This window comes from Streptomyces sp. NPDC051109, assembly GCF_044455885.1.
In the GTDB taxonomy this organism is placed as follows: domain Bacteria; phylum Actinomycetota; class Actinomycetes; order Streptomycetales; family Streptomycetaceae; genus Streptomyces.
In genome coordinates this window covers 19,106-43,008 of record NZ_JBITFF010000017.1, presented here as the reverse complement: position 1 = coordinate 43,008, position 23,903 = coordinate 19,106, and the positions used below count along the sequence as shown (strand labels likewise).

Here is a 23,903-nt window from a genome sequence, read left to right as displayed (position 1 = left end):
CTCACGCAACGAACACGTTGCGAAGTGTCGAAACGCTACGTAGCTTTTCTTTCATCGGAAACGTCGAGTGAGAGCAGCAGGAGCCCATCATGCAGAAGTTCGACACCGCTGCCCCGATCGCCGTCGTTCTCGATGTCGCGGCGGGACGTGTCCAGGTGATCGCCGGCGACCGGTTGGATGCGGCTGTTGAGGTCCGGCCGGTCGATGGTGGCAGGAGCCGTGATGTGGAGGCGGCGGAGCTGACCGGGGTCGAGTTCGTCGAGGGTGTGCTGCGGATTGCGACTCCGGCGGTGAAGCGCCAGGTGTTGGGTGGTTCGGGTTCGGTTGAGGTGACGGTCCGGGTGCCGGCCGGTTCGCGTGTCGAGGCGAGGACGGCCGCTGTCGAGTTCCGCGGGGTCGGCCGGCTCGGCGCCGTCGTCTTCGAGGGTGCGCAGGGCGCGGTCAAGGTCGATGAGGCGCAGAGTGCCCGGATCGCCGTCCAGGCGGGTGACATTGTGGTCGGTCGTCTGGGTGGCCCGGCGGAGATCGGCACGCAGAAGGGCGATCTCCGGATCGGTGAGGCGGTGCGCGGTGCGGTCGTGCTGAGCACCGTGTCCGGTGACATCTCGGTCGGTGCGGCCCGCGGGGTCCGCGCCTCGCTGGATGCCGGCACCTCGTACGGGCGGGTCCACAACGCGCTCGGCAACACCGACGGCGCGGCCGCCGGCCTGAACATCCGGGCGACCACCGCCCACGGCGACATCACCGCCCGCAGCCTCTGACCCCCCCGACAACCCCGAAGGACCACCACCGCCATGACCAACGTGACCAAGGCGACCGACCGCCCGGAACTGCAGAAGGCCATCGAGGCGTTCGTCGACGCCGGCTTCGCCGGAATACAGATGCGCGTGCACGACGAGCAGGGCGAGTGGGTCGGCAGCGCCGGCGTGCGCAAGCCGGGCGAGACCGCGAAGCCGCCGACGGACGGGCACTTCTGGGCGGGCAGCGTCGCCAAACCCTTCACCGCGACCGCGGTGCTCCAGCTGGTGGCCGAGGAACGGATCGCGCTCGACGCCCCGGTGGCCGACCACCTGCCCGAGCTCGGACTGGACCGGCGCATCACCGTGCGGATGCTGCTCCGGCACACCAGCGGACTGTTCAACTACACCGGCGAGTACTACGAGGACGGCACCTTCGCGCCGGGGATCCCCGCCACGGGCAAGGAATGGGTCGACAACCGGCTGCGCACCTACCGCCCGCAGGACCTGGTCGCCCTCGCCCTGTCCGAGCCGGCCCGGTTCGAGCCGGGGGCGGGCTTCAGCTACTCCAACACCAACTACACCCTGGCGGCCCTGCTGATCGAGCAGGTCTCCGGCCGCTCCTACGCCGAGGAGATGCGGCGCCGGATCCTGCAGCCGCTCGCCCTGCGGGACACCGTACTGGGCGGCGACGGCCCGGAGCTCCCCGAGCCGCACGCCCACGGCTACTACCGCTACCAGGACGCCGACCAGTGGAAGGTGGCCGACGTCACCCGCCAGAACCCCTCCATGCTGCACGCCGCAGGCGACGCGATGACGACGACCCGGGACCTCCACACCTTCTTCTCCGCGCTGAACAGCGGCAAGCTCCTGCCGGCCCCGCTGCTGGCCGAGATGCGCACGCCGCACGGGGAACTCGGCTACGGCCTCGGCCTCTTCGCCCAGGACCTCGGCCCGGACCACGGCGGCACCGTCTACCACCACAACGGCGGCGCCCCCGGCGGCTACGGCGCCCTGATGTACAGCACGCCCGACGGCGCGAAGACCCTGACCGCCGGCCTGACCACCGGCGACGCGGCAGTCGACCCGGCGCAGGCCTTCCCCGAGGCCTTGGACGCCCTGGTCAAGCAGGTCTTCACCGCCACCCGGCCGTCGGCCTGACCGCACCGGCACCCGCAACGGCGCACCCGCAACGGCGCACCCGCACCCGCACCGGCGCCGGTGCGGGACGGTCACCCGAGCCGGTCAGCGGGGCCGCAGCCCGTCGAAGACCACCTCGAAGATCCGCTCCCGGGCCGCCGGGTCCGCGCCGAGCTGCTCCAGCATCGCGCCGGTACCGACCAGCAGGGCGAGCAGCTCCGGCAGGCGCAGCTCCGGGCGGACCACCCCCGACCGCTGCGCCGCGGACAGCAGACCGGCCAGCCGGGCCTGGATCTCCTCGGTCGCTTCCCGCAGCGATGCGTGTACGTCCACACCGGCCGCCGCGAGCGCATGGGCGAACTCGTTCTTGCCCGCCGACCGTTCCACCACCAGGCGGAAGCAGGAGAAGAAGGCCTCGGCCGGATCGGCCTGCGCCGCCAGCCGTGCGGTCATGGCCGCCATCTCCTCCAGCCGGCGCACCATCACCGCCTCCAGCAGCGCCTCCTTGGTCGGGAAGTGCCTGAAGAGCGTGCCGACGCCGACCCCGGCGGCCCGGGCGATCTCCTCGGTCGGCACACCGATGCCGCGGCTGGTGAAGACCTCCGTGGCGACATCGAGCACCCTGGCCCGGTTGCGGGCCGCGTCCGCCCGCAGCGGGCGCTCCTGACTGCCGCTCATCCCTCTTCTGCCTTCCTCGTGCTGGCGGCGGCAGACCCTCTAGACAACCGGAGTCGCCAGTCCGTATCGTCGAAAACGGAGCCGCTAGTCCGATTCTAGTGGCTGATCCCGCCGGAGGTTGATCATGCCCAAAACGCTGTCACCGCGAGAGGTCTCCCAGGAGCTGCTGGAGCGCATCGGCGCGGGGCGGTACTCGGAACTGGCCGAGCTCTACGCGGACGACGCCGTGGTGGAGACCGTCTTCGAGCCGGTCGGGCCGCGCAGGTTTGAGGGCCGGGCCGTGATCGAGGAGCGCTTCGCGCAAGTCGCCGCGGGTTCGCCCCTGGAACTGACCCCGGCCGACGTCGTGATCCGCGGGACGGACGACCCGGAGGTGGTCGTCGCCGAGTGGGACTACCGGGTCCACCACCGGGTGACGGGCCGGACCTTCACCAGCGCCAACATCCAGGTACTGCGCGTCCGCGACGGCCTGATCGTCGGCAGCCGTGACTTCCACGACCACCTCGCGCTCGTCCTGGCCGGCGACCACCTGCCCCAGCTCGTACAGGCACTGGAGAGCGAGCAGCACGAGTAGACTGCCAGCTCTCCGGCGTCACGGTCTACGCGCCAGGTCCGTCATCGCGGCGAGGTCCGCCTCCGAGCGGGGGGCGGGACCTGGGGCCAGAGCAGTTCGTGCTCGGTCTGGATCCGGAAGTCCTCATCGGCGAAGGAGCATACGACCTCATCGGTGACCGTGCCCCGCTCCGCGTGCTCGAAGACGACGGCGTGGCCACGCGAGGTCAGGTGGCCGATTCCTCCGGAGTCGTCCCGCCCGAAGAGAACGGCGCGGTCGTACCCGCGCCGGAAGCGCTCCTTCTCCTCCGCGGCGTTCCAGGTCGCCACGTCAAGCGCGGCCCAGCGCGACACTATCGGCGCCGGCCATGGACGGGAGGGCGAGGTGGCGCGATGCTCGTCTCACGAAGAGTGCGCAAGGGCACCGGGCCAGAGGAGAAGAAGCAAGTGATCAGTCGCTGGATCGTCCGTGCCATACCCGCAGTCGTACTGGCAGGGCTGTTGCTGGGTCCGCAGGCCGAGGCCCAGGCCGCACCGGTGACGGCCCGTCCGCTCGCGGCCGTCGCCGCGGCGCAGTCCGCGCCCCAGGGCGCACCGGCCGGGACGGCGTCGTCCGCGCAGGCCCGGTCCGCGGCCGTCGGCTCCGTCAGCCTTGTCGACCGTGACACGAAGAAGGGCAAGAGCAAGGGCAAGAAGTCCAAGAAGAAGGGCTTCTTCAAGAAGTTGGGCATCGCCGCCCTCATCGGCACCGTGCTCATCGTCCTGCTCGTCATCGCCATCATCGCCGCGATCGTCTTCGCCGTCCGGCGCCGCCGCAGGGAGGCGTGACCGCCCCTGACAGCAACTGACCGCCCTCTTCGGGGGGTTGGCAGATCGGTAGCGGCATGCTGTGGTGGGGGAGCGGGCGTACCGGAATCCGGGTCACGCCCCCTTCCTCTCGCCTACCCCTTCGAGGTGCCATGCCCACGCTGCCGATGCCTCCTTCCGGAGCGGCGCCCCGCACCGGCCTCGTCGGGGGCCGGTCGTGACCGGGCACCGGCGCCACGTAGAGGTGGCGATCGTCGGCGCCGGGCCCGCCGGACTGGTCCTGGCCAACGTGCTGCACCGGGCCGGCGTCTCGGTCGAGGTCCGGGAACGGGCCGGGCGGGCCGAGGTGGAGCAGCAGGCCCGGGCGGGCCTGATCGAGCACCGGGTCGTCGAGTACCTGCGCGAGCACGGGCTCGCCGATCGGCTGCTGGCCGAGGGCGGCCGGCACGAGTGGTGCGAGTTCGTGTGCCTCGGCGAGCGGATCCGCATCCCGTACGGGGACCTCTCCGGCGGAGCCGGGCACTGGGTGTATCCGCAGCAGTTCCTGGTGCGCGACCTGATCGCCTCGTTCGAACAGAGCGGTGGCACGGTGCGCTTCGACCGCCCCGTCCTCGAAGTGGACACCTCGGGACCCCGTCCGCTCGTCCGCTGCCCGGACGAGGTCCTGGAGGCCGAGTACGTCGTCGGCTGCGACGGTCCGCACAGTACGGTCGCGCAGGCGTTCCCCGCCGCCGCGGACGGATCCGTCGAACGGCGGTACCCGTACGACTGGCTGACGGTGCTCGCCGAGGTGGACCGTCCCGTGGACGGCATCCGGTACGCCCTCCACGAGGCGGGTTTCGCCGGGATGATGCCCCGCACGCCCCGGCTGGCGCGCTTCTACCTCCAGGTCCCGCCGGAGGCGGATCTCGCGGACTGGACCGAGTCGCGCATCCGCGAGCAGCTGTCGCTGCGGCTGCAGCTGGGGGCGGGGGACCCCGAGCCGGGCGGGGTGACCGAGGTCGGCATGCTGCGGCTGCGGGGCCGGGTCCGTGAGCACGTACGGGCCGGCCGGCTGCTGCTGGCCGGGGACGCGGCGCACGTGCTGACGCCCTCGGGAGCCAAGGGGCTCAATCTGGCGGTGGCCGATGTCGCCGACCTCGCGGACAGCCTGCTGCGCCGCCACCGCGACGGCGACGGCGAGGGCGCCCTGGAGGACTACGACCGGCGTCGCCGCCAGGCCGCCTGGACGACGCAGGAGTTCTCCGACCGGCTGCTGGACCTGCTGCACCTGCCGTCGGGAGACACCGCGGAGTCCGCCTTCGGCCTGCGGCTGCGCCGGGAACGGATCGCCCGCCTGGCCGCTCGGGGTCCGCAGGGCGAGGAGTTCGCCCGGTCCTACAGCGGCGCCGGCCGACTCGGCCCCGCCCAGGCAGCCGTCCGCCGGGTGCATTGACCCGCGGCGTCCCTTCCGGCCCGGCTGGGTCGGCCTCCCGCCCTGGCGCCGGCGTTGCCTGGGCGCAGGGGCAACGGGCAACGCCTTGATCGGCCGATCCCCGGCGAACAGGCTGTTCGCAGAGTCCGCATGCCGGTACGGGCGCGGGAGCTGTGGGCGGTACTCGTACCGCATCCGCCGGCCGGCGCCGCCCAGCGCGCCGCCGCGGGCGCCGACCCCGACGTCGACCTCGTCTTCGCCTTCGTCGTCGACCTCGACCTCGACTTCGTGTTCGTGCTTCCGGCGCGTCGGCACACCTGACGAGCGAGGCAGCACCCCCGGCTCCGCCCTCCACCGCGCCCGCGGCTCCCCGCACCGGTACGACAGCCGCCGCTCCTGCGACGGGGGCGAGAGAGAGGGATCTGAGACATGGGCCGAACCACCACGGTGTTGTTGATAGGCGGCTCGGGACACTGGGCCGGCCGGGAGAACCACGCCCCCGCGCTGCTCGGCATGCAGAGGTCCGGATGGCCCGTCCGCACCGCCGTCATCTGCGACCCGCGCAACCCGGAGAAGCGCGCCCAGGAGCAGGACATGGCGCCGCTGCGCGAACTGCTGTGGAGGGACTCACCGGAGTGGCTCAACCCCGAGGGACTCGACCGTACGGAACTGGCGGCCGTACTGGACCGTGCCCACGCCACCCACAGGTTCTCGCTGGCGATCATCGCCTGCAACCCCGTCCACCACCGCGACTACCTCCTCTGGGCGGTCTCCCGGGGCATCAGCGTGCTGTGCGACAAACCCCTGCTGGTCGCCGAGGGCGCCGCGTACGAGCCGGCGGCCGCCGAGGCGATCATCGGCGGCTACGCGGAACTCGACCGCGCGCTCACCCGGGCCCGCGCCTGCGGACCCGGGCCGGTCCACCTCGCCATGCCGCTGCGCCGACGGGCCAACGACGTCTACCGGTCGATCGCCGCCGACATCTCCGAGATCCAGCGGACGCAGGCGCAGGGCATCACCTCGATGCAGCTGATCAAGAACGGAGGCCTCTTCCGGCACCCGGAGGAGTACCTGTTCGGCGACGCGCACGGGTACCGCAGCGGTGTCGGCGCCCTCTCCTTCTCCAGCTACCACTACATCGACCTGCTGGCCTGGTACTTGGAGCTGGCTCCCGGCGAAGCGACGGCCGTACGGGTGACCAACCCGTACGTACGCAGGGTCGGCGAGTTCCTGCGCACCCGTCAGGCCACCGTGCTCGCGGAGCTGGTCGACGGCCGCACGGGAGTGCGGATCCCCGAACTGCCGCCGCAGGTACTCGCGGCCGAGGCCGACTTCGTCTTCAACCTCGAACTCCTCGGGCGGGACGGCCACAAGGCGGGACTGGTCTCCTACGCCTGCCACTCGAACACCTACTCCCACCGCTCGGTCGGCCTCCAGGAGTTCGACCGCGCCAACCGGCAGCCGTTCCGTGAAAAGGGACGGATGTCCCAGTTCACCCTGGACATCAATCAGGGCAGCATCCAGCACATCGGCGTCTTCAAGAACGACGTCGTCGGCGAGGACTACCGGATCCGGGTGCAGCGGCGCCGCAACCCTGTCGTGGCCGACGAGACCTACGTCGAGGAGGTGTTCGACAACGCCCACGCGGGGAGCTCCGTCACCCCGCAGGACGTCCTGCGCGCGATGGTGGGCCTGGCGAGCGGTGAGGCCGCCCCCGCCCAGGTGGCCGACCGGATCGCCTTCTTCGAGGACCAGCGCCTCAGCCACCACCTGTTCGGCACGTTCTACGAGCTCATCGCCGCGAACGCCGTGGGCGTCGGCCCCGCGGAGCGCTTCGTCGAGCTGGCCGGGGGGTGACCAGGGCTCCTGCAGGGCGGCGGCGAGGGCTCGTGGCGGCGCTGCTGCTGGTGATGTTCCTCGCCGCCATGGACAGCGCGGTGACGGCCGCGGCCGCCCCGCAGATCGTGGCCGATCTCGGTGGCGGAACGGCCTTCGGCTGGCTCCTTTCCGCGTACGTCCTGGCCGCGACCGTGTCCTTGCCGCTGTACGGGACTCTGGCCGACTCCCGCGGACGGCGGCCCGTGCTCATCGGCGGGACCCTCCTGTTCCTCTCGGGCTCCGTGTTGTGCGCGGCCGGCTGGAGCATGCCGAGCCTCATCGCCTTCCGCTTCGTCCAGGGCCTGGGAGCCGGCGCGATCCAGGGGACCGTGCAGACGGTCGCCGGCGATCTGTACGAACCGCACGAGCGCGGCCGCGTCCAGGCGGCGCTCGCCTCGGTGTGGAGCGTCGCCGCCCTGGCGGGCCCCGCCGTGGGCGGCGCGCTCGCGCAGTACGGCCAGTGGCGGGGGATCTTCCTGCTCAACCTCCCCCTCGGCCTGGTCGCGGTGTGGCTGCTGGCACACCGGTTCCCCGCGGAGGAGGCGGCGCGGCGCGGCCCGGGAGTGCCGAGCGGACCGGCGGACTGGCGCGGCGCCCTGGGCCTTCTGCTGACCTGCGGTGCGCTCATGGCCCTGCTGGGCCGGGGCGGCACCGCGTGGCCCTGGTTCTCCGTACCGAGCGGAGCACTGCTCGCCACCGTCGTGGCCCTGGCGCTGACCACCGTGCGGATCGAACGGCGCGCCGCCCGGCCCCTCGTACCGGGCTGGGTGTGGAAGCGGCGCGAACTGGCGGTCCCGAGCCTTGTCCTGGGCCTTCTGGGCGTGGTCATGGTGGCGCCGCTGCTCCTGCTGCCGGCCTACGCCCAGGCGGTGCTCGGAGTGGGCCCTGCGGCCGGCGCGGCCGTGCTGGCCGGGATGACCTTCGGCTGGCCGACGGCGGCCGCCTTCAGCAGCGCCGTGTACCTGCGCATCGGGTTCCGCGGGGCCGCGCTGGCCGGCGCGGCGACGGTGACCGCCGCCCTCCTGGCCACGGCCTCCCTCACCCTCGTCGGCGCGCCCGCCGCGCCGTTCGCCGCGGCTTCGACGCTGCTCGGCATCGGCTGCGGACTGCTCCAGCCGGCGCTGCTCGTCGGTGTCCAGGCGGCCGTCGCGCGGGACGGCCGGGGCGCCGCGACGGCGAACCTGATGTTCTGCCGGGAGCTGGGCCAGAGCCTGGGGGCGGCCCTGTTCGGGGCCCTGTTCAACGCCGCCGGAAACCAGGGCATCGCGGTCGCCGCCGACTGCGCGGCCGCCTGCGGTGACCGGGTCGCCGCGGGCCTGCGGTACGCCTACTTCGCGAGCGCGGGCTGCGCGGCCGCGATGGTCCTCCTGCTGGTGGCCGCGGAGCGGGCGTTGTCAGCCGTTGCCTGGCGGCAGGGGCAACGGGCAACACCTTGATCACCCATTCCGCGTCGAACAGGCTGTTCACAGAAACCGGAACGCCGGTCCGGCAGCAGCCGGGAAACGGCGAACGGCGGGACCGCGGGACCGCGGGACCGCGGGACCGCGAAGCCGCGACACGCGAGATCGCGAAACAGGGAGAGGAGGTGCGGCATGGCCGTCGGATGGACGAAGCGCTTACTCGGCGCCGATTCCGGGATGCCGCCCGCGCTCGCCCTGGGGTCCGTCACCACCGCCATCGGGTCAGGGGTGTTCGCCGCCGGCAGCGCCGTCTTCTTCACCGGGTACGTGGGGTGCAGCGGCGCGCAGGTGGGCCTCGGGCTCTCGGCGGCCGCGCTGATCGCCTTCGCCGCGCAGGTGCCCCTGGGGATGCTGGTGGACAGGATGGGCTCCTGGCGCTGCTGGCTCGCCGCGGTGCTGCTCCTCGCGTTGCTCTTCGCCTGCTATCCGGCGGTCACGGGCTTCGCTTCCTTCCTCGTGGTCGTCGTGGCGTGCACGCTGTGTTCGACACTCGGCGGCCTGAGCCGGGGCCGTTACATAGGTGACGTCCTGGACAAGCAGTCGAGGCTCAGGGCCAGCGCCCGCATCCGGGTGAACGCCAACATCGGTACGGCCCTCGGCATGCTGCTGGCGGCGGCCTGTCTCGCCATCGGTACGCGGGAGGCCTACATCGCGCTTCCCATCGTCAACGCGGCCAGCTACGTCGTCGATCTGGTCCTCATCGGCTTCTTCATGCCGCGGACGGAGCCCCTGCCACGGGACCGCACGCGGACGGGGAAGGCGGCCCTGCGGGACGGCCCGTTCCTCACGCTGACCGTGGTCAACGGCATCATGATGGTGAACGACACGCTGTTCGGCATCGTGCTGCCGCTGTGGGTGCTGCGGCGGACGGACGCGCCGCACGCCACCATCGCGGCCCTGTTCCTCCTGAACACCGCGCTCGTGGTGCTCTGCCAGACACGGGTCGGCCGCAGCGCCGAGACGATTCCGGGCGCTGCCCGCGCCCAGCGCCGAGCCGCCTGCGCGATCGCCGGCGCGTGCGTCGTCTTCGCATCCACCGGCGGTACCTCCGGAGGGCAGACGCTCGGCCTGCTGGCCGCCGGAACGGTGCTCCTGACGGCCGGGGAGCTCCTGGAGGCCGCGGCCGCCTGGGGGATCTCGTACGGGCTGGCACCGGACGACCGCCGCGGCGAGTACCTGGCGGTGTTCGGTCTGGGTCCCCAGCTCATGGACGTCGTCGGCCCGGTCGCGCTGACCGGCCTGACCCTGGCCTGCGGATGGGCAGCCTGGCTCGGCATCGCCGTCGTCGTGCTGGGCGCGGGGGCGGCCGTCGGCCCCGCCGCCGCGTGGGCGCAGCGGCGTACGGCCGCGGCCGCGGCACCACTTCCCCACCACGTGAGACAGGACGTGCAGTGAAGGCATTCATCCTCGCGGCGGGGCTCGGCGAACGCCTGCGCCCGCTGACCGGAGCGCTACCCAAGCCGCTGGTCCCGGTGTTCAACCGGCCGGTCATCGGCCACGTGATCGACGCGCTCTTCGCCGCCGGCTGTACCGAGATCGGCGTCAACGTCCACGCCTTCCCCGACAAGATGACGGCCTACCTGACGGAGCACAGGGCCGACGCGGGCCGGTTGTCGGTCTTCCACGAGGAAGAACTGCTGGGTTCGGTCGGCACGATCCGGCGCTGCCGGGAGTTCTTCGCGGACGGGCCCGTACTGGTCACCTGCGCGGACATCATCAGCACCACCGACTTCGCGGGCCTGATCGCGCAGCACATGCGGCGCCGGCCCGCGGTGACCATGGCGGGGGTCCCGGTCACCGCCGACTGGAGCGGCGACTACGTCGAGACCTCCGACGGGATCTCCGTCCGCTCCTTCTCCTACAAACCGGGGAAACCCGTCGGTGATTCGGTCACCGGCTGTTTCGGAACGTGGATCGCCGAACCGGGCCTCCTGGACGGGGTGGCGGCCGACGCCTTCGACGTGTCACGGGACGTCCTCACCGCGCTGCCGTCCGGCGCCAGGACCATGGACGTCTTCGAGGACGACCGGGTCCGGCTGTGCGACGTCGGGCAGTACGAGCTCCTCCACCTCGCGAACACCAAGGGGATCGAGGGCGTGTTCCGGACCGACCACAGGGCCCGGGAGGCCGCGCCGGGCGTGTACGACCAGGGCGACACCGACCTGGGTCCCGCCGCCGTCGTCACGGGGCCCGTGCTGCTGGGCCGGGAGGTCGTGCTCGGGGACGGCTGCGAACTGTCCGGCCCGCTCGTCGTGGGCCACCGCGCTGTCATCGGCGCCGGGGCCAGGGTCGTCGACAGCGTGCTCCTGCCGGGTTGTGCCGTACCCGACGGCGCGCTCGTCGAGAACACCGTCTACGGCGATCCGGCAGCCGTCTGGCCGGCCATGGTCGCGAACCTCTTCTAACGACCGGCGACCGGCGACCGGCGACCGGCGACCGGCGGCCCCCGAACCCCGAACCCCGTCCATCCGCACCGACCGTGCACAAGCCGTGGGGAAGTTCCATGATTGCGACAACTGACGACGACATACGGGCGAGTTACCGGGCCACCCTCGCGTCGACCGCCGCGCAGGAAGCGCTGCTGGTCGACCGGATCAGAGCACTGACCCTCTCCGAGGAGCAGCCGCGGGAGCTCGCGGAACGCCTTGCGGCGACCCTCGTACGGGCGGTGCGGGACGTCCCGGCGTACCGCGCGGTCGGACTGTCCGGTGAGGACGTCGAGGACTTCGAGGACCCGCTGTCGGCGTTGGCCCGGTTCCCGCTGGTGGACAAGAGCGACCTCAGGGACCGGCTGGCGGACTTCTGCAGCGACGACATCGACCCCGACGAATGCCGGTTCGGCACCACCTCGGGAACCACCGGCATGCCGCTGAAGGTCATCCACAGCCTGGACTTCATCGCGTCCGAGTACGCGGCCGCGCTGCGCAGGAACCGGGAGTCCGGTCTGCCCGGCAGGCGCCGCATCCTCATGCCGATGAAGACGGTCCCCCTGCCGTGGACCGAGTACGAGTCACCTGCGAAGGGGTACTCCGTCGTCGCCGAATTCGGCACCGGGGCCTACGAGGACCCGGCCGAACTCCTCGAACACGTCCGGACGTTCGATCCGGACGTGGTGTACGGGCACCCCTCCGACTGCATGGCCCTGGCGCAGGCCCTCAGGGCGGCCGGCGTCGCCGTGTCGCCGACACTGGTGGCCACTTTCGGGGAATACGTTTCCACCCCCGTTCGGGAATACCTCGAATCGACCTTCGGGGAGGCGAGAGTCGTCGACTTCTACGCCATGTATGAATTCGGCAACATTGCCGTGCAATGCCTCCATGGCGCCTACCATGTCGAGGAAAAAGTGTATGTTGAAGTCGTCGATTTGGAAGGCGCTCCGGTGGCTCCGGGAATTTCCGGGGAAATCGTCGTGACCGGTCTCAACAATGACGTCATGCCGCTGATAAGGTACCGTACGGGTGATCTTGGAGCCGTCGCTTTTTCCGAATGCCCCTGCGGAAAGCGGAGCCAGGTGATCACCGGCCTGGTCGGCCGAGGGTCCGGAGTGGTCTCCTTCGGGGACGGAACACAGGTCAGGCTCAGCGGAGTGACGCGCATCCTGCGCCGCTACCCGCTCCTGCGGTTCCAGATCGCCCGGGAAACCGAATCGGCGTTCACGGTCCGGATCCAGCCCTCCTCGGACTTCGAGGAGGAGATGCTCTCCGGAATGCGCGCCCTCCTGACGCGGGAGCTGGCGGACCGGTCCGTCGCCGTCAGCGTCGTCGGACCCGATGAATTCCTCCCGGACGGCAGGCGCAAGACCGTCGACTACCTCGACCTGCGCCCCGCCCGCTGAAAGCTTGCGGAAATCCACGGATTTCCGCGCCACGCGCCGGCCCCGACCCCTCGGGGAGCCGGTCCATCCATTCCCGGAAGCCGAAGGGAGGTGTCCGCCATGACCAAGCTCGACGCGATCAAGAAGATCCAGGAGATGCGTCTCTGGGAGAGCCGGATCTGATCCCGCTCGCACCGGGCCGGGGCCGTACCCACGGGGGTCGGCCCCGGCCCCTCCGCACCACGAACGACACGTCCCGATCGGAGCAGGAATGACTCGCGAAGGCAGCATCGAGCCCGTCGCCTGGGGGATGCGGGCGCCGGCCGTGCGTTCCCGGGCGCACTGGGCAGCGGAACAGGAGACCATCGGCCCCGGACTGCAGGCAGTCATGCTGTGGGCCCGCCTCTGCGTCGAGTCGGCCGACGGCGCGGTCATCACCGACCAGGACGGGAACCGGGTCCTCGACTTCCAGGGCGCCGGCGGAGTCAACTCGATCGGCCACGCCAACCCCCGCCTCGTCGAGGAGATGACCCGGCAGCTGACCACGTGGACCGCGGGCGCCTTCGGCTCGACGGCGCGGCTGGACATGGTCCGGGCCCTCCAGGAGTACCTGCCCGCCCCCCTCGACCGGATCCAGCTCTACAGCGGCGGCACGGAGGCCGTGGAGGCCGCGCTGCGCCTCGCCAAGTCGGTCACCGGAAAGCACGAGTTCCTCTCCTTCTGGGGCGGCTTCCACGGCAAGACCATGGGGAGCCTCGCCCTGACCACGGGCAGCGCCCGGTCGAAGCTGGGCCCGCTGCCCACCGGCAACTTCAGCGCCCCGTACGCGAACTGCTACCGCTGCCCGCTCAAACTCAGCTACCCCGGCTGCGGGCTGGCCTGCGTGGACAGCGCCCGGGAAGTGATCAAGCAGCAGTCGACCGGCGCCCTGGCGGCGATCGTCGTGGAGCCGGTCCAGGGCCGCTCGGGCAACGTCGTACCCCCGCCGGGATACCTCCCGGCGCTCGCCTCCGTGGCCCGGGAGTTCGACGCGGTGCTGATCGACGACGAGATGATGACCGGATTCGGCAGGACCGGCGAGTCGTTCGCCTTCCAGCACGAACATGTCGTCCCCGACATCGTCACGGTGGGCAAGGGCATGGGGGCCGGCTACCCGGTCTCCGGCGTCATCGCCTCGGCGCAGACCATGTCGGCGGCTCCGTTCAGCGAGCCCAGCGCCAGCTCGTCGAGCTTCGGCGCGTTTCCCATGGCCTGCCGGGCCGTCGCCACGACGGTCGAGATCATCCGGGAAGAGGACCTGGCCGACCGGGCGACACGGCTCGGCAAGCTGTTCCTGGACGCGCTGCGGCCCCTGGTGGACAGCGCCCCGCTCGTTGGCGACGTACGCGGCCTCGGCCTGGCCCTGGGCATCGAACTGGTCGTGGACAAGCGGACGAAGGAGCCCGCCGACGCGGCGACGATCCGCCAGGTCTACCTCGCGCTGCTCGAAGCCGGCGTGCTGGTGATGACGGGCGGCAACACCCTGCGGCTGTACCCGCCGCTCACCGTGGACGAGGACCAGGCCGCCGAGGCCATCGACATCATCTGCCGCACCCTGCGGGCCCTCCCCTCGCCGGCTCCGCGCTCCGGAGGTGCCCGATGAAGGTCGCCCTCGTGGGCTTCGGCACCGCGGGCGAGGCGCGCATCACCGCCTACCGGCCCGTCCCCGACGCCTCGGTCGTCGCCGTGGTCGACCCCTCGCCCCAGCGGCGGGCGCGCGCCACCGCCCTCTCGCCCGGGGTGTCGGTCTACGCCGACATCGACGCCCTGCTCGCCGACCGCGTCGCCGACGTCGTCGACATCTGCGCACCCCCGGTCTTCCACGTTCCCCACGCACGCGCCGCGCTGACCTCCGGGCACCACGTGGTCTGCGAGAAGCCCGTGGCCTTCACCAGCGAAGAGGCACGCGGGCTGGTCACGCTCTCACGGCAGCGGGACAGGCTGTTCTACCCCGTCCACAACTACGCCTTCTCGCCGATGATGGAGGCGCTGGCCGAAGCCGTTCCCCGGGCGGCGGGCGACGTCCCCATGGAGCTGGCGATCGAGATCCTGCGCCCCCGGCACGCCGTCGGCGTACAGGCGTGGCAGGCGGACTGGCGCACCGACGCCGCCGTGGCCGGCGGCGGCATCCTCCTCGACCACGGAACGCACTGCGTCTACATGGCCACCCGCCTGTTCGGGGCCGTCCCCGACAAGGTCGCCTGCCTGATGGTCCGCGACGAGCAGGGAGCCGGGGACCGCGCCGTGGACGTACGGGCAGACCTGCGGCTGGAGTTCCCGAGCGGCATCTGCGAGATCACCCTCAGCTGGACCAGCGAGGTGCGGAGCAACAGGTACCGCCTCGCCGCCGGGCGCAGGACCGTGGAGGTCCGTGACGACCTGGTCGTCACGGACGGCCCCGGCGGACGGGCCGAACGCGGCCTGACCCCGCCCACGGCGAGTTCCACGCACGAGGAGTGGTTCGCCGCGATGTTCGCCGACTTCACCGAGGCCGTCGGCGACCGCGCGCAGTGGGACCGCCCCCTGGACGAGGCGCTGTCCACCGTACGGATCACCGAGGCGGCCTACCGGTCGGCGCGCCAGGGCGGGCTCCCCGTGGGTCTCGGATGACGCCCGGCCTCATGCTGGGCGTCGACATCGGGGGGACTGCCTTGCGGGCCGGCCTGGTACGGGCCGACGGCTCCTCGCCGGTCGCGCTCGTGGACGTTCCGCGCGGCTCCGACCTGCGGGGTCAGCTGGCGGAGATCGCCGACGGCCTGATCGGCCCGGCGGCCGCGGCGGGCATGCGCGTGACGGGCGCGGGCATCGCCGTTCCCGGCCACCTCGACCCCCGTACGGGCCTGGTGTCCTGCGCGCCCGGCGCGGAGGACCTCCTCGGCCTGGACCCGCGGGACATCGACCTCGGCCCGGTGCACGTCACCCACGTGGTCAACGACGCGAACGCCGCCCTGACCGGCGAATGGCTGCACGGCGCGGCGCGCGGCGCCCACAGCGCGCTGGGCGTCTTCGCGGGCACCGGCGTCGGCGGCGGCCTCGTCGCCGGGGGCGCCTTGTTCACGGGCAGCAAGGGAACGGCCGGCGAGATCGGCCACATGCCGATCCTGCCGGACGGCCCCCGCTGTCCGTGCGGCGGCCGCGGCTGCCTCCAGCAACTGGCCTCGGGAACCGCCGTGGCCCGCTGGTACGGCGAGCGCACCGGGACGACGGTGTCGGGCGCCGCCGCCGTCGCCGAGGCTGCCCGAGCCGGAGACCGCCTCGCCCAGGAGGCCTTCGCACGGGCCGGCGAATGGCTGGGCGTGGCCGTCGCCGCCGCCCTCAACCTGCTCAACACCCAAATCGTCGTGGTGGGCGGTGGCATGGCCGCTGCATGGGACCTCTTCGGTCTGCGCCTGACACGCACGGCGGACCGACTCACGATGCCGGCCACCGCCGCGGCGTGCCGGATCGTACCGGCGTCCCTGGGCCGCCGCGCCGGAGTGGTCGGCGCGGCCCTGGCCCCGGCACTCATGCCCGGAACACTCATGACACACGGAACTGGAGATGGTGATGATCGGTGACTCCACGGGCCGCGCCGCCCGGTCGGCCTTGCTGGACGAGGTCATCCGGGACGTCGTGGCCCCCCGGGCCCGCGAGGTCGACGAGAAGGGCCTCTTCCCCGAGGAGGCCGTCCGCGCCCTCGGCGACATCGGCCTGCTGGCCCTCACCATCCCCGTGGAGGACGGCGGAGCCGGGGCGAGCGCGGCCGAACTGGGGGACGTCGTACTGCGCCTGGCGACGGCCTGCGCCTCCACCGCCATGGTCTACGTGATGCACGTGACCGCGCTGAACTCGTTCCTCGCGCTTCCCCGGGGAACGCTGCGCAGCGGCTACCTGTCGCGGATCCGCGAGGAGCGGCTGCTGGTGACCGAGGCCATCAGCGAACCCGGCTCCGGCTCCCAGTGGTGGTCGGTCGAGAGCACCGCCGAACGCATCGAAGGCGGTTACCGCATCGAGGCGGACAAGAGCTTCTCCACCTCGGCCGGCCACGCCGACCTGTACGTCGTCTCCACCCGCACCCCGGGATCCGACAACGACCGCGACCACGCGGTCTTCGCCGTCCGGGCCGGCGAGGGCCGGATCGAGAGCGGGGAGTGGAAGGGACTCGGCCTGGCGGGCAACAGCAGCACCTGGATCACCTTCCGGGCCGACGTGGGGGAGGACGCGCTGCTCTACTCGGGTTCCGGGGGCGCCGGGCTGCGCACGTACAACGAGGCGAACCAGCCGCTCTACCACCTGGGCGTCTCGGCCGCCTACCTGGGCATCGCCACCGCCGCCTACCGGGCCTGCCTGGACCGGATCCGCACCCGCCGGTACAGCGGGAACCCCAGCGGCTTCGGCTCCGACCTCAGCCAGTACCCCATCGCGCGCCGTCACATCGGCACCATGGCGATCCGCCTGGAGGCGACCCGCGGCCTCGTGGAGGGGCTGGCCCGGGCCATCGACGAGGAGCAGGGCCTGGACGAGATGGCCGTGCTGATGACCGCCACCAAGGTGGCCGCGGCGGAAGCGGCGGCCGAGATCGCGCAGGAGGCGATGATGGCGAGCGGCGGAGTGGCGTACTCCCGCGGCTTCCTGCCCATCGAACGGCATCTGCGCGACGCGCTCGCCGCCTCGCTCATGGGGCCCAACGACGACTTCTGCAAGGAACTGATCGGGCGCCTTGAGATCGACGGGTCTTCCTACCATGACCTCTGAGCGACTCCACCTGGCCCGTGAGGTGGCGCGGCGGGCGTCCGCGACTGCCCTCGCCTACTTCTCCCGGCCCCAGGTGCGCCACTGGGCGAAGGACGACGGATCCCTGGTGACGGAGGCCGACCTCGCGACCGAGGAACACGTCCGCCGCCTGCTCGCCGAACTCGCGCCGGGCGAGGAGGTGATGGGCGAAGAGTACGGCGGAACCGCGTCGGACTCCGGCCACTGGATCGTCGACCCCGTCGACGGGACGGAGAACTTCCGCCGCGGGGTCCCCGTCTGGGGCGTCCTCGTCGCCTGGCGGTCGGGCGGCCGGGTGACGGACGCCGCCGTCTGCGCCCCGGCACTGGGGCGCAGCTGGTCGGCGAGCCGCGGACGCGGAGCCCACGACGGCGAGGGCAGGCGGCTGCGGGTCTCCGCGGTGGCCCGGCGGTCCGAGGCGTCCTTCTGCTACGGCGGCGCCCACGAGTACACACCGGAGGGGATGGCCGCCCTGGGCGCCTTCGCCTCGGGTTTCCGCACCGCGTGGGGCATCGGGAACTTCTACGCCCACATGCTGGTCGCGGAAGGCGCCGCCGACGGGGCCCTGTCCGTGGGCACGTCGGTGTGGGACGTCGCGGCGCCCTCGCTGATCGTCGAGGAGGCCGGCGGTTCCTGGTGCGATCTGGAGGGAGGTCACGACCTCATGTCGGGAGCGCTGCTGACGAGCAATGGGCACATCGGCACGACGCTCCTGGACGGAGTCCGGGCGGCGTGCGGACACCCGGGCGGCGTCCGATGACCGCCCCCGAGCCCGGACACGAGATCACCGCGACGAGTTCGGCCGTCGTGTACCGCAACCGCTGGATGACCGTACGGGAGGACCGGACACTGCGCCACGACGGGCGCGAGGGCGTGTTCGGAGTGGTGGAGAAGCCGGACTTCGCGCTCGTCGTCCCGTACGAGGACGGCGGCTTCCACCTCGTGGAGCAGTACCGCTACCCGGTGCGCGGGCGGTACTGGGAGTTCCCGCAGGGCTCCTGGGAGGAGGACCCGGCTGCCGACCCGGTGGCCCTGGCCCGCGGCGAACTGGCCGAGGAGACCGGACTGTACGCCGCCCGCATGGTCCGCCTCGGCCACCTCTTCGAGGCGTACGGCTACTGCGACCAGGGGTTCCACGTCTTCCTCGCCGAAGACCTCAAGGCCGGTGAACCGCGGCCCGAGGACGCGGAGGAGGGGCTGGTCTCCCGGTGGTTCCCGGAGGCCGAGGTCTGGGACCTGATCGCCCGGGGCAGTTTCAAGGACGCGCCGTCGCTGGCCGCCCTCGCCCTGTTCCGGCGCCACCGCGAGCAGGGCTGACACCGCCGGGTGCCCGGCACGGCGGGAGCCCGGCGAGCCGGTCGCGGACCTCCTGTTCGCGGGGGTCCCCCAGGGACTCGTACACGGCCCACGCCTGCAGCCAGGCCTGCCGGGCCTGTCGCGTGCGGCCCTGGAGGCCCCAGCAGATGCCGAGCTGGTGCAGGGCGTGAGCGGTGCCCGCGCGCATCCCGGTACGCCGGTGCAGGTCGAGGGCCTCGCGGTAGCAGGCCTCGGCCTGCGCATGTGCGCCCAGCTCCCGGTGCGCGGTCCCGCGCAGCGTGCAGTTCGCAGCCTCCAGCCACAGCACACCCTCCGCGCGCTGGAGTTCGCGCGCCCGGGCCAGCGTCGCCAGCGCCTCCTGCGGCCGGCCCTGCGCGAGCAGCCCCTCGCCGATCCCGCTCAGGGCCAGCGTCTGGCCCCAGCTGCTGCCCGCGGCGGTGAACAGCGCCAAGGCCCGGTCCATGTGCCCGGCGGCTTCGGCCGCACGGCCCTGGCGCATGCAGGACATGGCGTACCCCACCATCAGGGCTCCCGCGCCGACCTGGTCCCCGGCGGCGGTGAACAGGTCGACCGACCGGCGGTAGTGGCCGTCCGCGGCCGCGTGCCGGCGCAGCCCGGCGTACGCGCTCGCCAGGACCAGCTCGGCGCACGCCTCGGGCACCAGCCCGCCGTCGCGTGCGGCGGCCCTGCGGGCGATGCGCCCGGACTCCAGCTGGTCGTGGTGCTCGTGGCGCAGGAAGAGGAAACCCCACAGCGCGTAGGACAGGTGCCAGGCCACCGGGCTGCCCGCCTCCTGCGCGGTCCGCAGGCAGGCCAGCAGGTTCACCCGCTCGGTCTCGCACCACCGCAGCGCCTCCGCGACGGACGCGAAGTGCGGGGGCTCGTACCCGCGGGGCGGCGCGCCGATCGGCACCCGGTGCCGTCCGCGCCCCACGAGCAGATCGGCCGCGGCCTCCTTCGTGTGCAGGTACCAGGCGAGCACCCGTTCCGTAGCGGCCGCCAGCTCCGCCCCGGACTCCTCCGCCTCGGCGCGTTCCCTCGCGTAGTCCCGCAGGAGATCGTGCATCCGGTACCGGCCCGGCGCCACCTCCGCCACCAGATGCCCGGCCTGCAGCTCGCCGACCAGCCGTGCGGCCACGGCGGGCGGCTCGCCCAGCAGCGCCGCCACGGCGTCCACCCCCGCCACGGCGCCCGGGTGCAGCGCCAGCAGCCGGAAGGCCCTGGCCTGTGCCTCCGGGAGCCCGCGGTACGACCATGCGAGCACCGGACGCACCGCCGTCTCGGCCTCGCCCGGAACGGCCAGCGCGTCCAATCGCTCGCCCGCCCGGCCCAGTTGCTCGGCCAGCGGCGCGGCGAACACGGGCCCCAGCTCCGCCATGCGCTCGGCCGCGATCCGCAGCGCCAGCGGAAGGTACGCGCAGTGCCGCGCGATCGCGGCCAGGACCGCATCGGCGCCATCGGGCCGGGCGGCGGCGTGCGGGTCCGGGTCCGCGGACGGGTCAGCCGCGGCCTCCGTCCCCGCCGGACCGGCCGCCGCAGCGCCCCGGCCGAGCGCCCGGTGCAGGAGGGAGACGGCGTCGTCGGGAGCCAGCGGTCCCAGGGGCAGCCGCAGGGCGCCGTGCCTGACGCTCAGCCCCGCCAGCCGCCGCCTGCTCGTGACCAGCACCAGGCTGCCGCCCGTGCCCGGCAGCAGCGGCGCCACCTGCGCCGCCGACTCCGCGTCGTCGAGCACCACGATCGCCCGGTGCTCCGTCAGGGCGCTGCGCAGCAGCGCCGCCTGCTCGGCCGGCCCGCCGGGCATGTCCTCCGGCGGTGTCCCGAGGCCGCGCAGAAGACCCGCGGCCACGTCACCCGCAGCGGCCGGGACGCCGGCCGGTCCGTGCGCGTGCAGGTCGGCGAAGAGCACCCCGCCCGGGTAGGAGGGGCTCAGCCGACGGGCCATGGAGACGGCGAAGGTGGTCTTGCCGACTCCGCCCATCCCGTCGACCGCGATCACGGCCGGTGCCCGGTGCCGCGCGAGGTGCGCGCGGACGCGCTCCAGCTCCCCGTCCCGGCCCCACATCTCCCCGGCCGCGGGCAGCTGGGCCGGGACGGGACGCCTGCGCACCTCCGGTTCCGCAGCCCGCGCCGTTGCCGGCCCCCCATCCTGCACCTGCACCTGTACCTGCGCCTCGGCCGCGACCAGCCGCGCGAACGTGCCGTCCGTGTCCATCACCTGATCGCAGACCTGCGCGAGTTCCGGGGTGACGGCCCGGGTGCCGTTCTCGACCCGGCTCAGGTAGCTCTTGCTGTAGTGCACGAGCTGGGACAGCTGAGACAAGGACCAGCCGTGCTCCATGCGCAGAGCACGTATCTGTTCCCCGATTAACATGCCGCCTCCAGTGACGGGCCGCCGAGTGCGCGGCCCGACCCGCATACTATGCGGCCCCGACCGCCCCTCCCGGCCCGGCCGTTCCCGGTCGGCCGGATCCCGATGCATGCCACGCCACGGCTCTGACCAGGGAAATGCCGTCCTCCATCGGCTCATCGGTAGTGCAGTTCGTTGTTCCGCCTGCGGTACCGGTCGCGGTGGAACAGCTCGAACGCCACCGCGGGACGGCCGCCGAACCGCTCGCCGGCCGCCGCCAGATTCCGTTCCAGAAAGCCCTGGACGTACGCCTTCGGATCCTCGTCGGTCAGCGCCTCCAGGTACGCGGCATGGGCGAGGACGGCCCGCACCCCGCGGTCCGTCGCCCAGGTGACGTCGACGGCATGGGTCGGATACGGCGAGTTGGCCACCGCCTGCCAGCGCACGCCCTCCCACGGCGCCAGGCCCTCCTGCGCGAACAGGAAGCGGTTCGCCGCGTCCGCGGCGGAGTCCAGGGCCGCACGGCCGACGTTGCGGTGGTCCGGGGTGTTCCACGAGACACCGCGCCAGTGATCGTGGTGGTTCAGCGTCACGATGAGCTCCGGGCGGTGCCGGCGGACCGCGTGGGCCAGGTCCCGGCGCAGTGCCGGACCGTATTCGATCAACCCGTCCGGGTGGTCGAGGAACTCCACCTCCGTCACGCCGACCACCGCCGCGCTCGCCCGCTGCTCCCGCTCCCTTACCTCCCTGGCCCGCTCGGGGTCCATGCCGTCGATGCCGGCCTCGCCCCGGCTGGCCATCAGGTACACGACTTCCTTGCCCTGGTCCACCCAGGTGGCGACCGCCGACGCCGCGGCGTACTCCACGTCGTCGGGGTGGGCGACGATGGCCAGGGCCCGCGTCCAGTCCGTCGGCATTTCCTTGAGCTGCTGCGTCATCACCGTTCCTTGTGCTGGGGGGAGAGGGGTCGTTCGGCCGCCGCTGCGGAGCGGCGGCCCTCCAGTACGGCGCCGATCCGGGCCAGTCCTTCCGTCAGTACGTCCTCCTCGCGGGCGAAAGTGATCCGCACTCCGCGCCGCGCGCCGAACACCTCGGCGGGCATCAGCAGGACCCGGGCCTCGTCCAGCACCCTTCGGCAGAAGGAGAGGGAGGGCTCCGAGCCCGACAGCGCCAGCCAGGCGAAGGGAGTGCCCTGCGGTGCCCGCAGGGCCACCGCGTCCGCGTGCCGGGCCGCCCAGGCGCCCAGCAGCCGGCCCCCGGCCGAGGTCAACCGCCGGTAGCGCTCCAGGTAGTGATCGCGCCGCTCCAGCACCTCGGCCGCCAGCCATTCGGTCAGCACGGAGTTGGAGACGGTGGTGTAGTGCTTGTGGTCCATGGCGGCACGCACCACCTCGGGCGGTCCGCACATCCACCCCGTCCGCAGCCCGGGGAACCCGTACACCTTCGAGACGCCGGAGACCGAGACCGCCCGCTCGTAGCGGCCGAGCAGGGAGTCGGCGGGCAGGTCGGCGACGTACTCCTCGTCGATCAGCAGATGGCTGCCGTACCTGCGTGCGGCCCGTACCAGGACGTCGGCCTCGGCGTCGGTGACGCGCGCCCCCGTCGGATTGCACGGGGAGTTGAGCACCACGACCCTGCAGTCCGGGCCGATCAGCGCGGCGGCCCGGGCCACGTCGGGCCGGCCCTCGCGGGTGGTGCCGACGAGGTCGGTACGGCACCCCATGCGGGTCGGCACCTCCCAGGCCTGCTGCCAGCCGGGGGCGAAGGCCACCACGCGGTCGCCGGGGCGCAGCAGCACGCTGTACAGGAGGTAGAGCGCTTCCTGAGCGCCGTGCGTGATGCCGACCTCGTCCGCGGTGCGCCCGTAGAGCCCCGCCACGAGGGCGCGGAGCCGGTCGCCGCCCCGGTCGGTGCCGTAGTCCAGTACGAGCCGGGAGGGGAAGGGCAGTTCGGCGACGGTGCCGCAGTCCACGTTGCTGTCGCCGAGGTCGATGTCGTACCGGCCCGGCGCGTCCCGGAAGACCCAGTGGCGCATCGGGTACCCGGAGTGTGCTTCGGTGAGCGTCATACGGGCTCCCGGCGGGCGAACCGCTGCCCGAGCCGCGGCGCCCAACGGCCGCACAGCACGGGGCGGACCTCACCGCTGAGCGTGATGCGGTCGTCCCCGTCGACGTCCACGGTGACCCGGCCGCCGGGCATGTGGACCGTGGTCCGGCTCCCGGTGAGTCCGAGCGCGCGGGCCGCGAAGGCGGCGGTGCAGGCACTGCTGCCGGAGGAGAGCGTGTAACCGGCCCCGCGTTCGAAGATCTCGATCCGGATGTTCTCCCGGTCGATGACGTTCAGCAGTTCGACGTTGACCCGCTGGGTGAACAGGGCGTGGTCGCGTACGGCGGGACAGATCCGGCGGGCGAGTTCCTCGTCGGCCCGATCGTCGTCGAGCAGGACGACGCAGTGCGGGTTCGCGAGCCGTACGCCGGTCACGCGCAGGTCGAGACCGGCGGCGTGCAGCGGCTCGCGCAGCAGCGGGCGGGCGGGGCCGGCCGCCCCGACGGCCCGGCTGTCCGTCGTGGCGGCTCCGAGACCGATGCGCACCGTCCCCGGACTCCCGTGGAGGACGTGCACGGGGGAGGGCCCGGCCGGCGAGTGCAGGGTGAACGCGTCGGTGCCGGCCCGGCCGGACTCGCGCAGGTACCGGGCGAAGATGCGCAGGCCGTTGCCGCTCTTCGCGCACTCGGTGCCGTCCGGATTGAAGATCTGCACGCGGAAGCCGTCCTCGGCGGGCAGCGGCCCGTACAGCAGCCCGTCCGCGCCGAGCCCGAAGTGCCGGTCGCAGGCGAGGCGCACGTTGTCCGGGGTGGGCTCGAAGGCGGTGTGCCGCGGATCGACGACGACGTAGTCGTTGCCCAGGGCCTCGTACTTCACGAAGTCGGCGGCGGGGGCGGGGGCGGTGTTCGGCAACACGGCGGCG

At 72.7% G+C, this 23,903-nt stretch carries 22 protein-coding genes; 17 read left to right on the top strand and 5 right to left on the bottom strand.

From position 1 onward, the window contains the following. The first annotated feature begins 89 nt into the window (after positions 1-89). Together ACIBAD_RS27310 and ACIBAD_RS27305 are read left to right on the top strand one after the other, a co-directional pair. The gene (locus tag ACIBAD_RS27310) at positions 90-761 is read left to right on the top strand and encodes a DUF4097 family beta strand repeat-containing protein (protein ID WP_398909088.1); all 672 of its coding nucleotides are present in this window, start codon (positions 90-92) and stop codon (positions 759-761) included. A 33-nt stretch (positions 762-794) separates the two neighbouring features. Then, complete coding sequence (locus ACIBAD_RS27305; protein ID WP_398909086.1) at positions 795-1,898, top strand: serine hydrolase domain-containing protein; 1,104 nt, start codon at positions 795-797, stop codon at positions 1,896-1,898. Positions 1,899-1,982: 84 nt separating this feature from the next. Here ACIBAD_RS27305 and ACIBAD_RS27300 read toward each other — a convergent pair whose 3' ends face one another. After that, positions 1,983-2,555: a TetR/AcrR family transcriptional regulator gene (locus ACIBAD_RS27300; protein ID WP_134076112.1), complete on the bottom strand. Its 573-nt coding sequence runs from the start codon at positions 2,553-2,555 to the stop codon at positions 1,983-1,985. 124 nt (positions 2,556-2,679) lie between these two features. Here ACIBAD_RS27300 and ACIBAD_RS27295 point away from each other — a divergent pair, with 124 nt between their 5' ends. From ACIBAD_RS27295 to ACIBAD_RS27225, 15 genes are all read left to right on the top strand, one after another. After that, a complete protein-coding gene (locus ACIBAD_RS27295) occupies positions 2,680-3,129 on the top strand; it encodes a nuclear transport factor 2 family protein (protein ID WP_134076110.1) in 450 nt (149 codons plus the stop codon). Positions 3,130-3,554: 425 nt separating this feature from the next. Further along, positions 3,555-3,935: a hypothetical protein gene (locus ACIBAD_RS27290; RefSeq protein WP_134076106.1), complete on the top strand. Its 381-nt coding sequence runs from the start codon at positions 3,555-3,557 to the stop codon at positions 3,933-3,935. Positions 3,936-4,131: 196 nt separating this feature from the next. Continuing rightward, entirely contained in the window at positions 4,132-5,349 is a 1,218-nt protein-coding gene (locus ACIBAD_RS27285; RefSeq protein ID WP_398909083.1) for an FAD-dependent monooxygenase, read from the top strand. Between the two features lie 129 nt (positions 5,350-5,478). Continuing rightward, positions 5,479-5,649: a hypothetical protein gene (locus ACIBAD_RS27280; protein ID WP_398909081.1), complete on the top strand. Its 171-nt coding sequence runs from the start codon at positions 5,479-5,481 to the stop codon at positions 5,647-5,649. A gap of 108 nt (positions 5,650-5,757) precedes the next feature. Then, positions 5,758-7,185, top strand: coding sequence for a hypothetical protein (locus ACIBAD_RS27275; RefSeq protein WP_134076102.1), 1,428 nt, complete (start codon positions 5,758-5,760; stop codon positions 7,183-7,185). 32 nt (positions 7,186-7,217) lie between these two features. Next, complete coding sequence (locus tag ACIBAD_RS27270) at positions 7,218-8,642, top strand: MFS transporter (protein ID WP_398909077.1); 1,425 nt, start codon at positions 7,218-7,220, stop codon at positions 8,640-8,642. Between the two features lie 156 nt (positions 8,643-8,798). Beyond that, positions 8,799-10,061 (top strand): MFS transporter, encoded by a 1,263-nt coding sequence (locus tag ACIBAD_RS27265; protein WP_398909075.1) that lies wholly within the window; start codon positions 8,799-8,801, stop codon positions 10,059-10,061. After that, entirely contained in the window at positions 10,058-11,071 is a 1,014-nt protein-coding gene (locus ACIBAD_RS27260) for a sugar phosphate nucleotidyltransferase (RefSeq protein WP_398909073.1), read from the top strand. Before ACIBAD_RS27265 ends, ACIBAD_RS27260 begins: the two co-directional genes overlap by 4 nt. Before the next feature lie 98 nt (positions 11,072-11,169). After that, on the top strand, positions 11,170-12,501 hold the full coding sequence (locus tag ACIBAD_RS27255; RefSeq protein ID WP_398909071.1) for a phenylacetate--CoA ligase family protein: 1,332 nt from the start codon (positions 11,170-11,172) through the stop codon (positions 12,499-12,501). Positions 12,502-12,751: 250 nt separating this feature from the next. Next, positions 12,752-14,122, top strand: coding sequence for an aspartate aminotransferase family protein (locus ACIBAD_RS27250; protein ID WP_134076094.1), 1,371 nt, complete (start codon positions 12,752-12,754; stop codon positions 14,120-14,122). Then, positions 14,119-15,129: a Gfo/Idh/MocA family protein gene (locus ACIBAD_RS27245; RefSeq protein WP_398909068.1), complete on the top strand. Its 1,011-nt coding sequence runs from the start codon at positions 14,119-14,121 to the stop codon at positions 15,127-15,129. Before ACIBAD_RS27250 ends, ACIBAD_RS27245 begins: the two co-directional genes overlap by 4 nt. Beyond that, positions 15,126-16,076, top strand: a complete 951-nt coding sequence (locus tag ACIBAD_RS27240) for an ROK family protein (RefSeq protein ID WP_398909066.1) — start codon at positions 15,126-15,128, stop codon at positions 16,074-16,076. The genes ACIBAD_RS27245 and ACIBAD_RS27240 overlap by 4 nt, the downstream gene beginning before the upstream one ends. Further along, complete coding sequence (locus ACIBAD_RS27235) at positions 16,060-17,253, top strand: acyl-CoA dehydrogenase family protein (RefSeq protein ID WP_134076088.1); 1,194 nt, start codon at positions 16,060-16,062, stop codon at positions 17,251-17,253. Before ACIBAD_RS27240 ends, ACIBAD_RS27235 begins: the two co-directional genes overlap by 17 nt. After that, positions 17,243-18,031 carry an inositol monophosphatase family protein gene (locus ACIBAD_RS27230; RefSeq protein WP_398909063.1) on the top strand — a complete coding sequence of 263 codons (789 nt, stop codon included), beginning with the start codon at positions 17,243-17,245 and terminating at the stop codon, positions 18,029-18,031. Before ACIBAD_RS27235 ends, ACIBAD_RS27230 begins: the two co-directional genes overlap by 11 nt. Continuing rightward, positions 18,028-18,588 carry an NUDIX domain-containing protein gene (locus ACIBAD_RS27225; protein WP_398909061.1) on the top strand — a complete coding sequence of 187 codons (561 nt, stop codon included), beginning with the start codon at positions 18,028-18,030 and terminating at the stop codon, positions 18,586-18,588. Before ACIBAD_RS27230 ends, ACIBAD_RS27225 begins: the two co-directional genes overlap by 4 nt. Here the strand turns inward: ACIBAD_RS27225 and ACIBAD_RS27220 are convergent. The 4 genes from ACIBAD_RS27220 to dapF form a co-directional block, all read right to left on the bottom strand. Then, complete coding sequence (locus ACIBAD_RS27220; protein WP_398909059.1) at positions 18,527-20,959, bottom strand: tetratricopeptide repeat protein; 2,433 nt, start codon at positions 20,957-20,959, stop codon at positions 18,527-18,529. The two genes, ACIBAD_RS27225 and ACIBAD_RS27220, sit on opposite strands and share 62 nt — an antisense overlap. 152 nt (positions 20,960-21,111) lie before the next feature. Beyond that, on the bottom strand, positions 21,112-21,873 hold the full coding sequence (locus ACIBAD_RS27215) for a PIG-L deacetylase family protein (protein ID WP_398909057.1): 762 nt from the start codon (positions 21,871-21,873) through the stop codon (positions 21,112-21,114). Further along, positions 21,873-23,003 (bottom strand): aminotransferase class I/II-fold pyridoxal phosphate-dependent enzyme, encoded by a 1,131-nt coding sequence (locus ACIBAD_RS27210; protein WP_398909055.1) that lies wholly within the window; start codon positions 23,001-23,003, stop codon positions 21,873-21,875. Before ACIBAD_RS27210 ends, ACIBAD_RS27215 begins: the two co-directional genes overlap by 1 nt. Further along, complete coding sequence (dapF, locus tag ACIBAD_RS27205) at positions 23,000-23,896, bottom strand: diaminopimelate epimerase (RefSeq protein ID WP_398909053.1); 897 nt, start codon at positions 23,894-23,896, stop codon at positions 23,000-23,002. Before dapF ends, ACIBAD_RS27210 begins: the two co-directional genes overlap by 4 nt. Positions 23,897-23,903 lie beyond the last annotated feature (7 nt).

Coding starts and splice junctions, on each gene's coding strand:
- ACIBAD_RS27310 (WP_398909088.1), top strand. CDS start 90: ATGCAGAAGTTCGACACCGCTGCCCCGATCGCCGTCGTTCTCGATGTC.
- ACIBAD_RS27235 (WP_134076088.1), top strand. CDS start 16,060: ATGGTGATGATCGGTGACTCCACGGGCCGCGCCGCCCGGTCGGCCTTG.
- ACIBAD_RS27245 (WP_398909068.1), top strand. CDS start 14,119: ATGAAGGTCGCCCTCGTGGGCTTCGGCACCGCGGGCGAGGCGCGCATC.
- ACIBAD_RS27255 (WP_398909071.1), top strand. CDS start 11,170: ATGATTGCGACAACTGACGACGACATACGGGCGAGTTACCGGGCCACC.
- ACIBAD_RS27220 (WP_398909059.1), bottom strand. CDS start 20,959: ATGTTAATCGGGGAACAGATACGTGCTCTGCGCATGGAGCACGGCTGG.
- ACIBAD_RS27280 (WP_398909081.1), top strand. CDS start 5,479: ATGCCGGTACGGGCGCGGGAGCTGTGGGCGGTACTCGTACCGCATCCG.
- ACIBAD_RS27275 (WP_134076102.1), top strand. CDS start 5,758: ATGGGCCGAACCACCACGGTGTTGTTGATAGGCGGCTCGGGACACTGG.
- ACIBAD_RS27225 (WP_398909061.1), top strand. CDS start 18,028: ATGACCGCCCCCGAGCCCGGACACGAGATCACCGCGACGAGTTCGGCC.
- ACIBAD_RS27240 (WP_398909066.1), top strand. CDS start 15,126: ATGACGCCCGGCCTCATGCTGGGCGTCGACATCGGGGGGACTGCCTTG.
- ACIBAD_RS27210 (WP_398909055.1), bottom strand. CDS start 23,003: ATGACGCTCACCGAAGCACACTCCGGGTACCCGATGCGCCACTGGGTC.
- ACIBAD_RS27230 (WP_398909063.1), top strand. CDS start 17,243: ATGACCTCTGAGCGACTCCACCTGGCCCGTGAGGTGGCGCGGCGGGCG.
- ACIBAD_RS27215 (WP_398909057.1), bottom strand. CDS start 21,873: ATGACGCAGCAGCTCAAGGAAATGCCGACGGACTGGACGCGGGCCCTG.
- ACIBAD_RS27265 (WP_398909075.1), top strand. CDS start 8,799: ATGGCCGTCGGATGGACGAAGCGCTTACTCGGCGCCGATTCCGGGATG.
- ACIBAD_RS27305 (WP_398909086.1), top strand. CDS start 795: ATGACCAACGTGACCAAGGCGACCGACCGCCCGGAACTGCAGAAGGCC.
- ACIBAD_RS27250 (WP_134076094.1), top strand. CDS start 12,752: ATGACTCGCGAAGGCAGCATCGAGCCCGTCGCCTGGGGGATGCGGGCG.
- ACIBAD_RS27295 (WP_134076110.1), top strand. CDS start 2,680: ATGCCCAAAACGCTGTCACCGCGAGAGGTCTCCCAGGAGCTGCTGGAG.
- ACIBAD_RS27300 (WP_134076112.1), bottom strand. CDS start 2,555: ATGAGCGGCAGTCAGGAGCGCCCGCTGCGGGCGGACGCGGCCCGCAAC.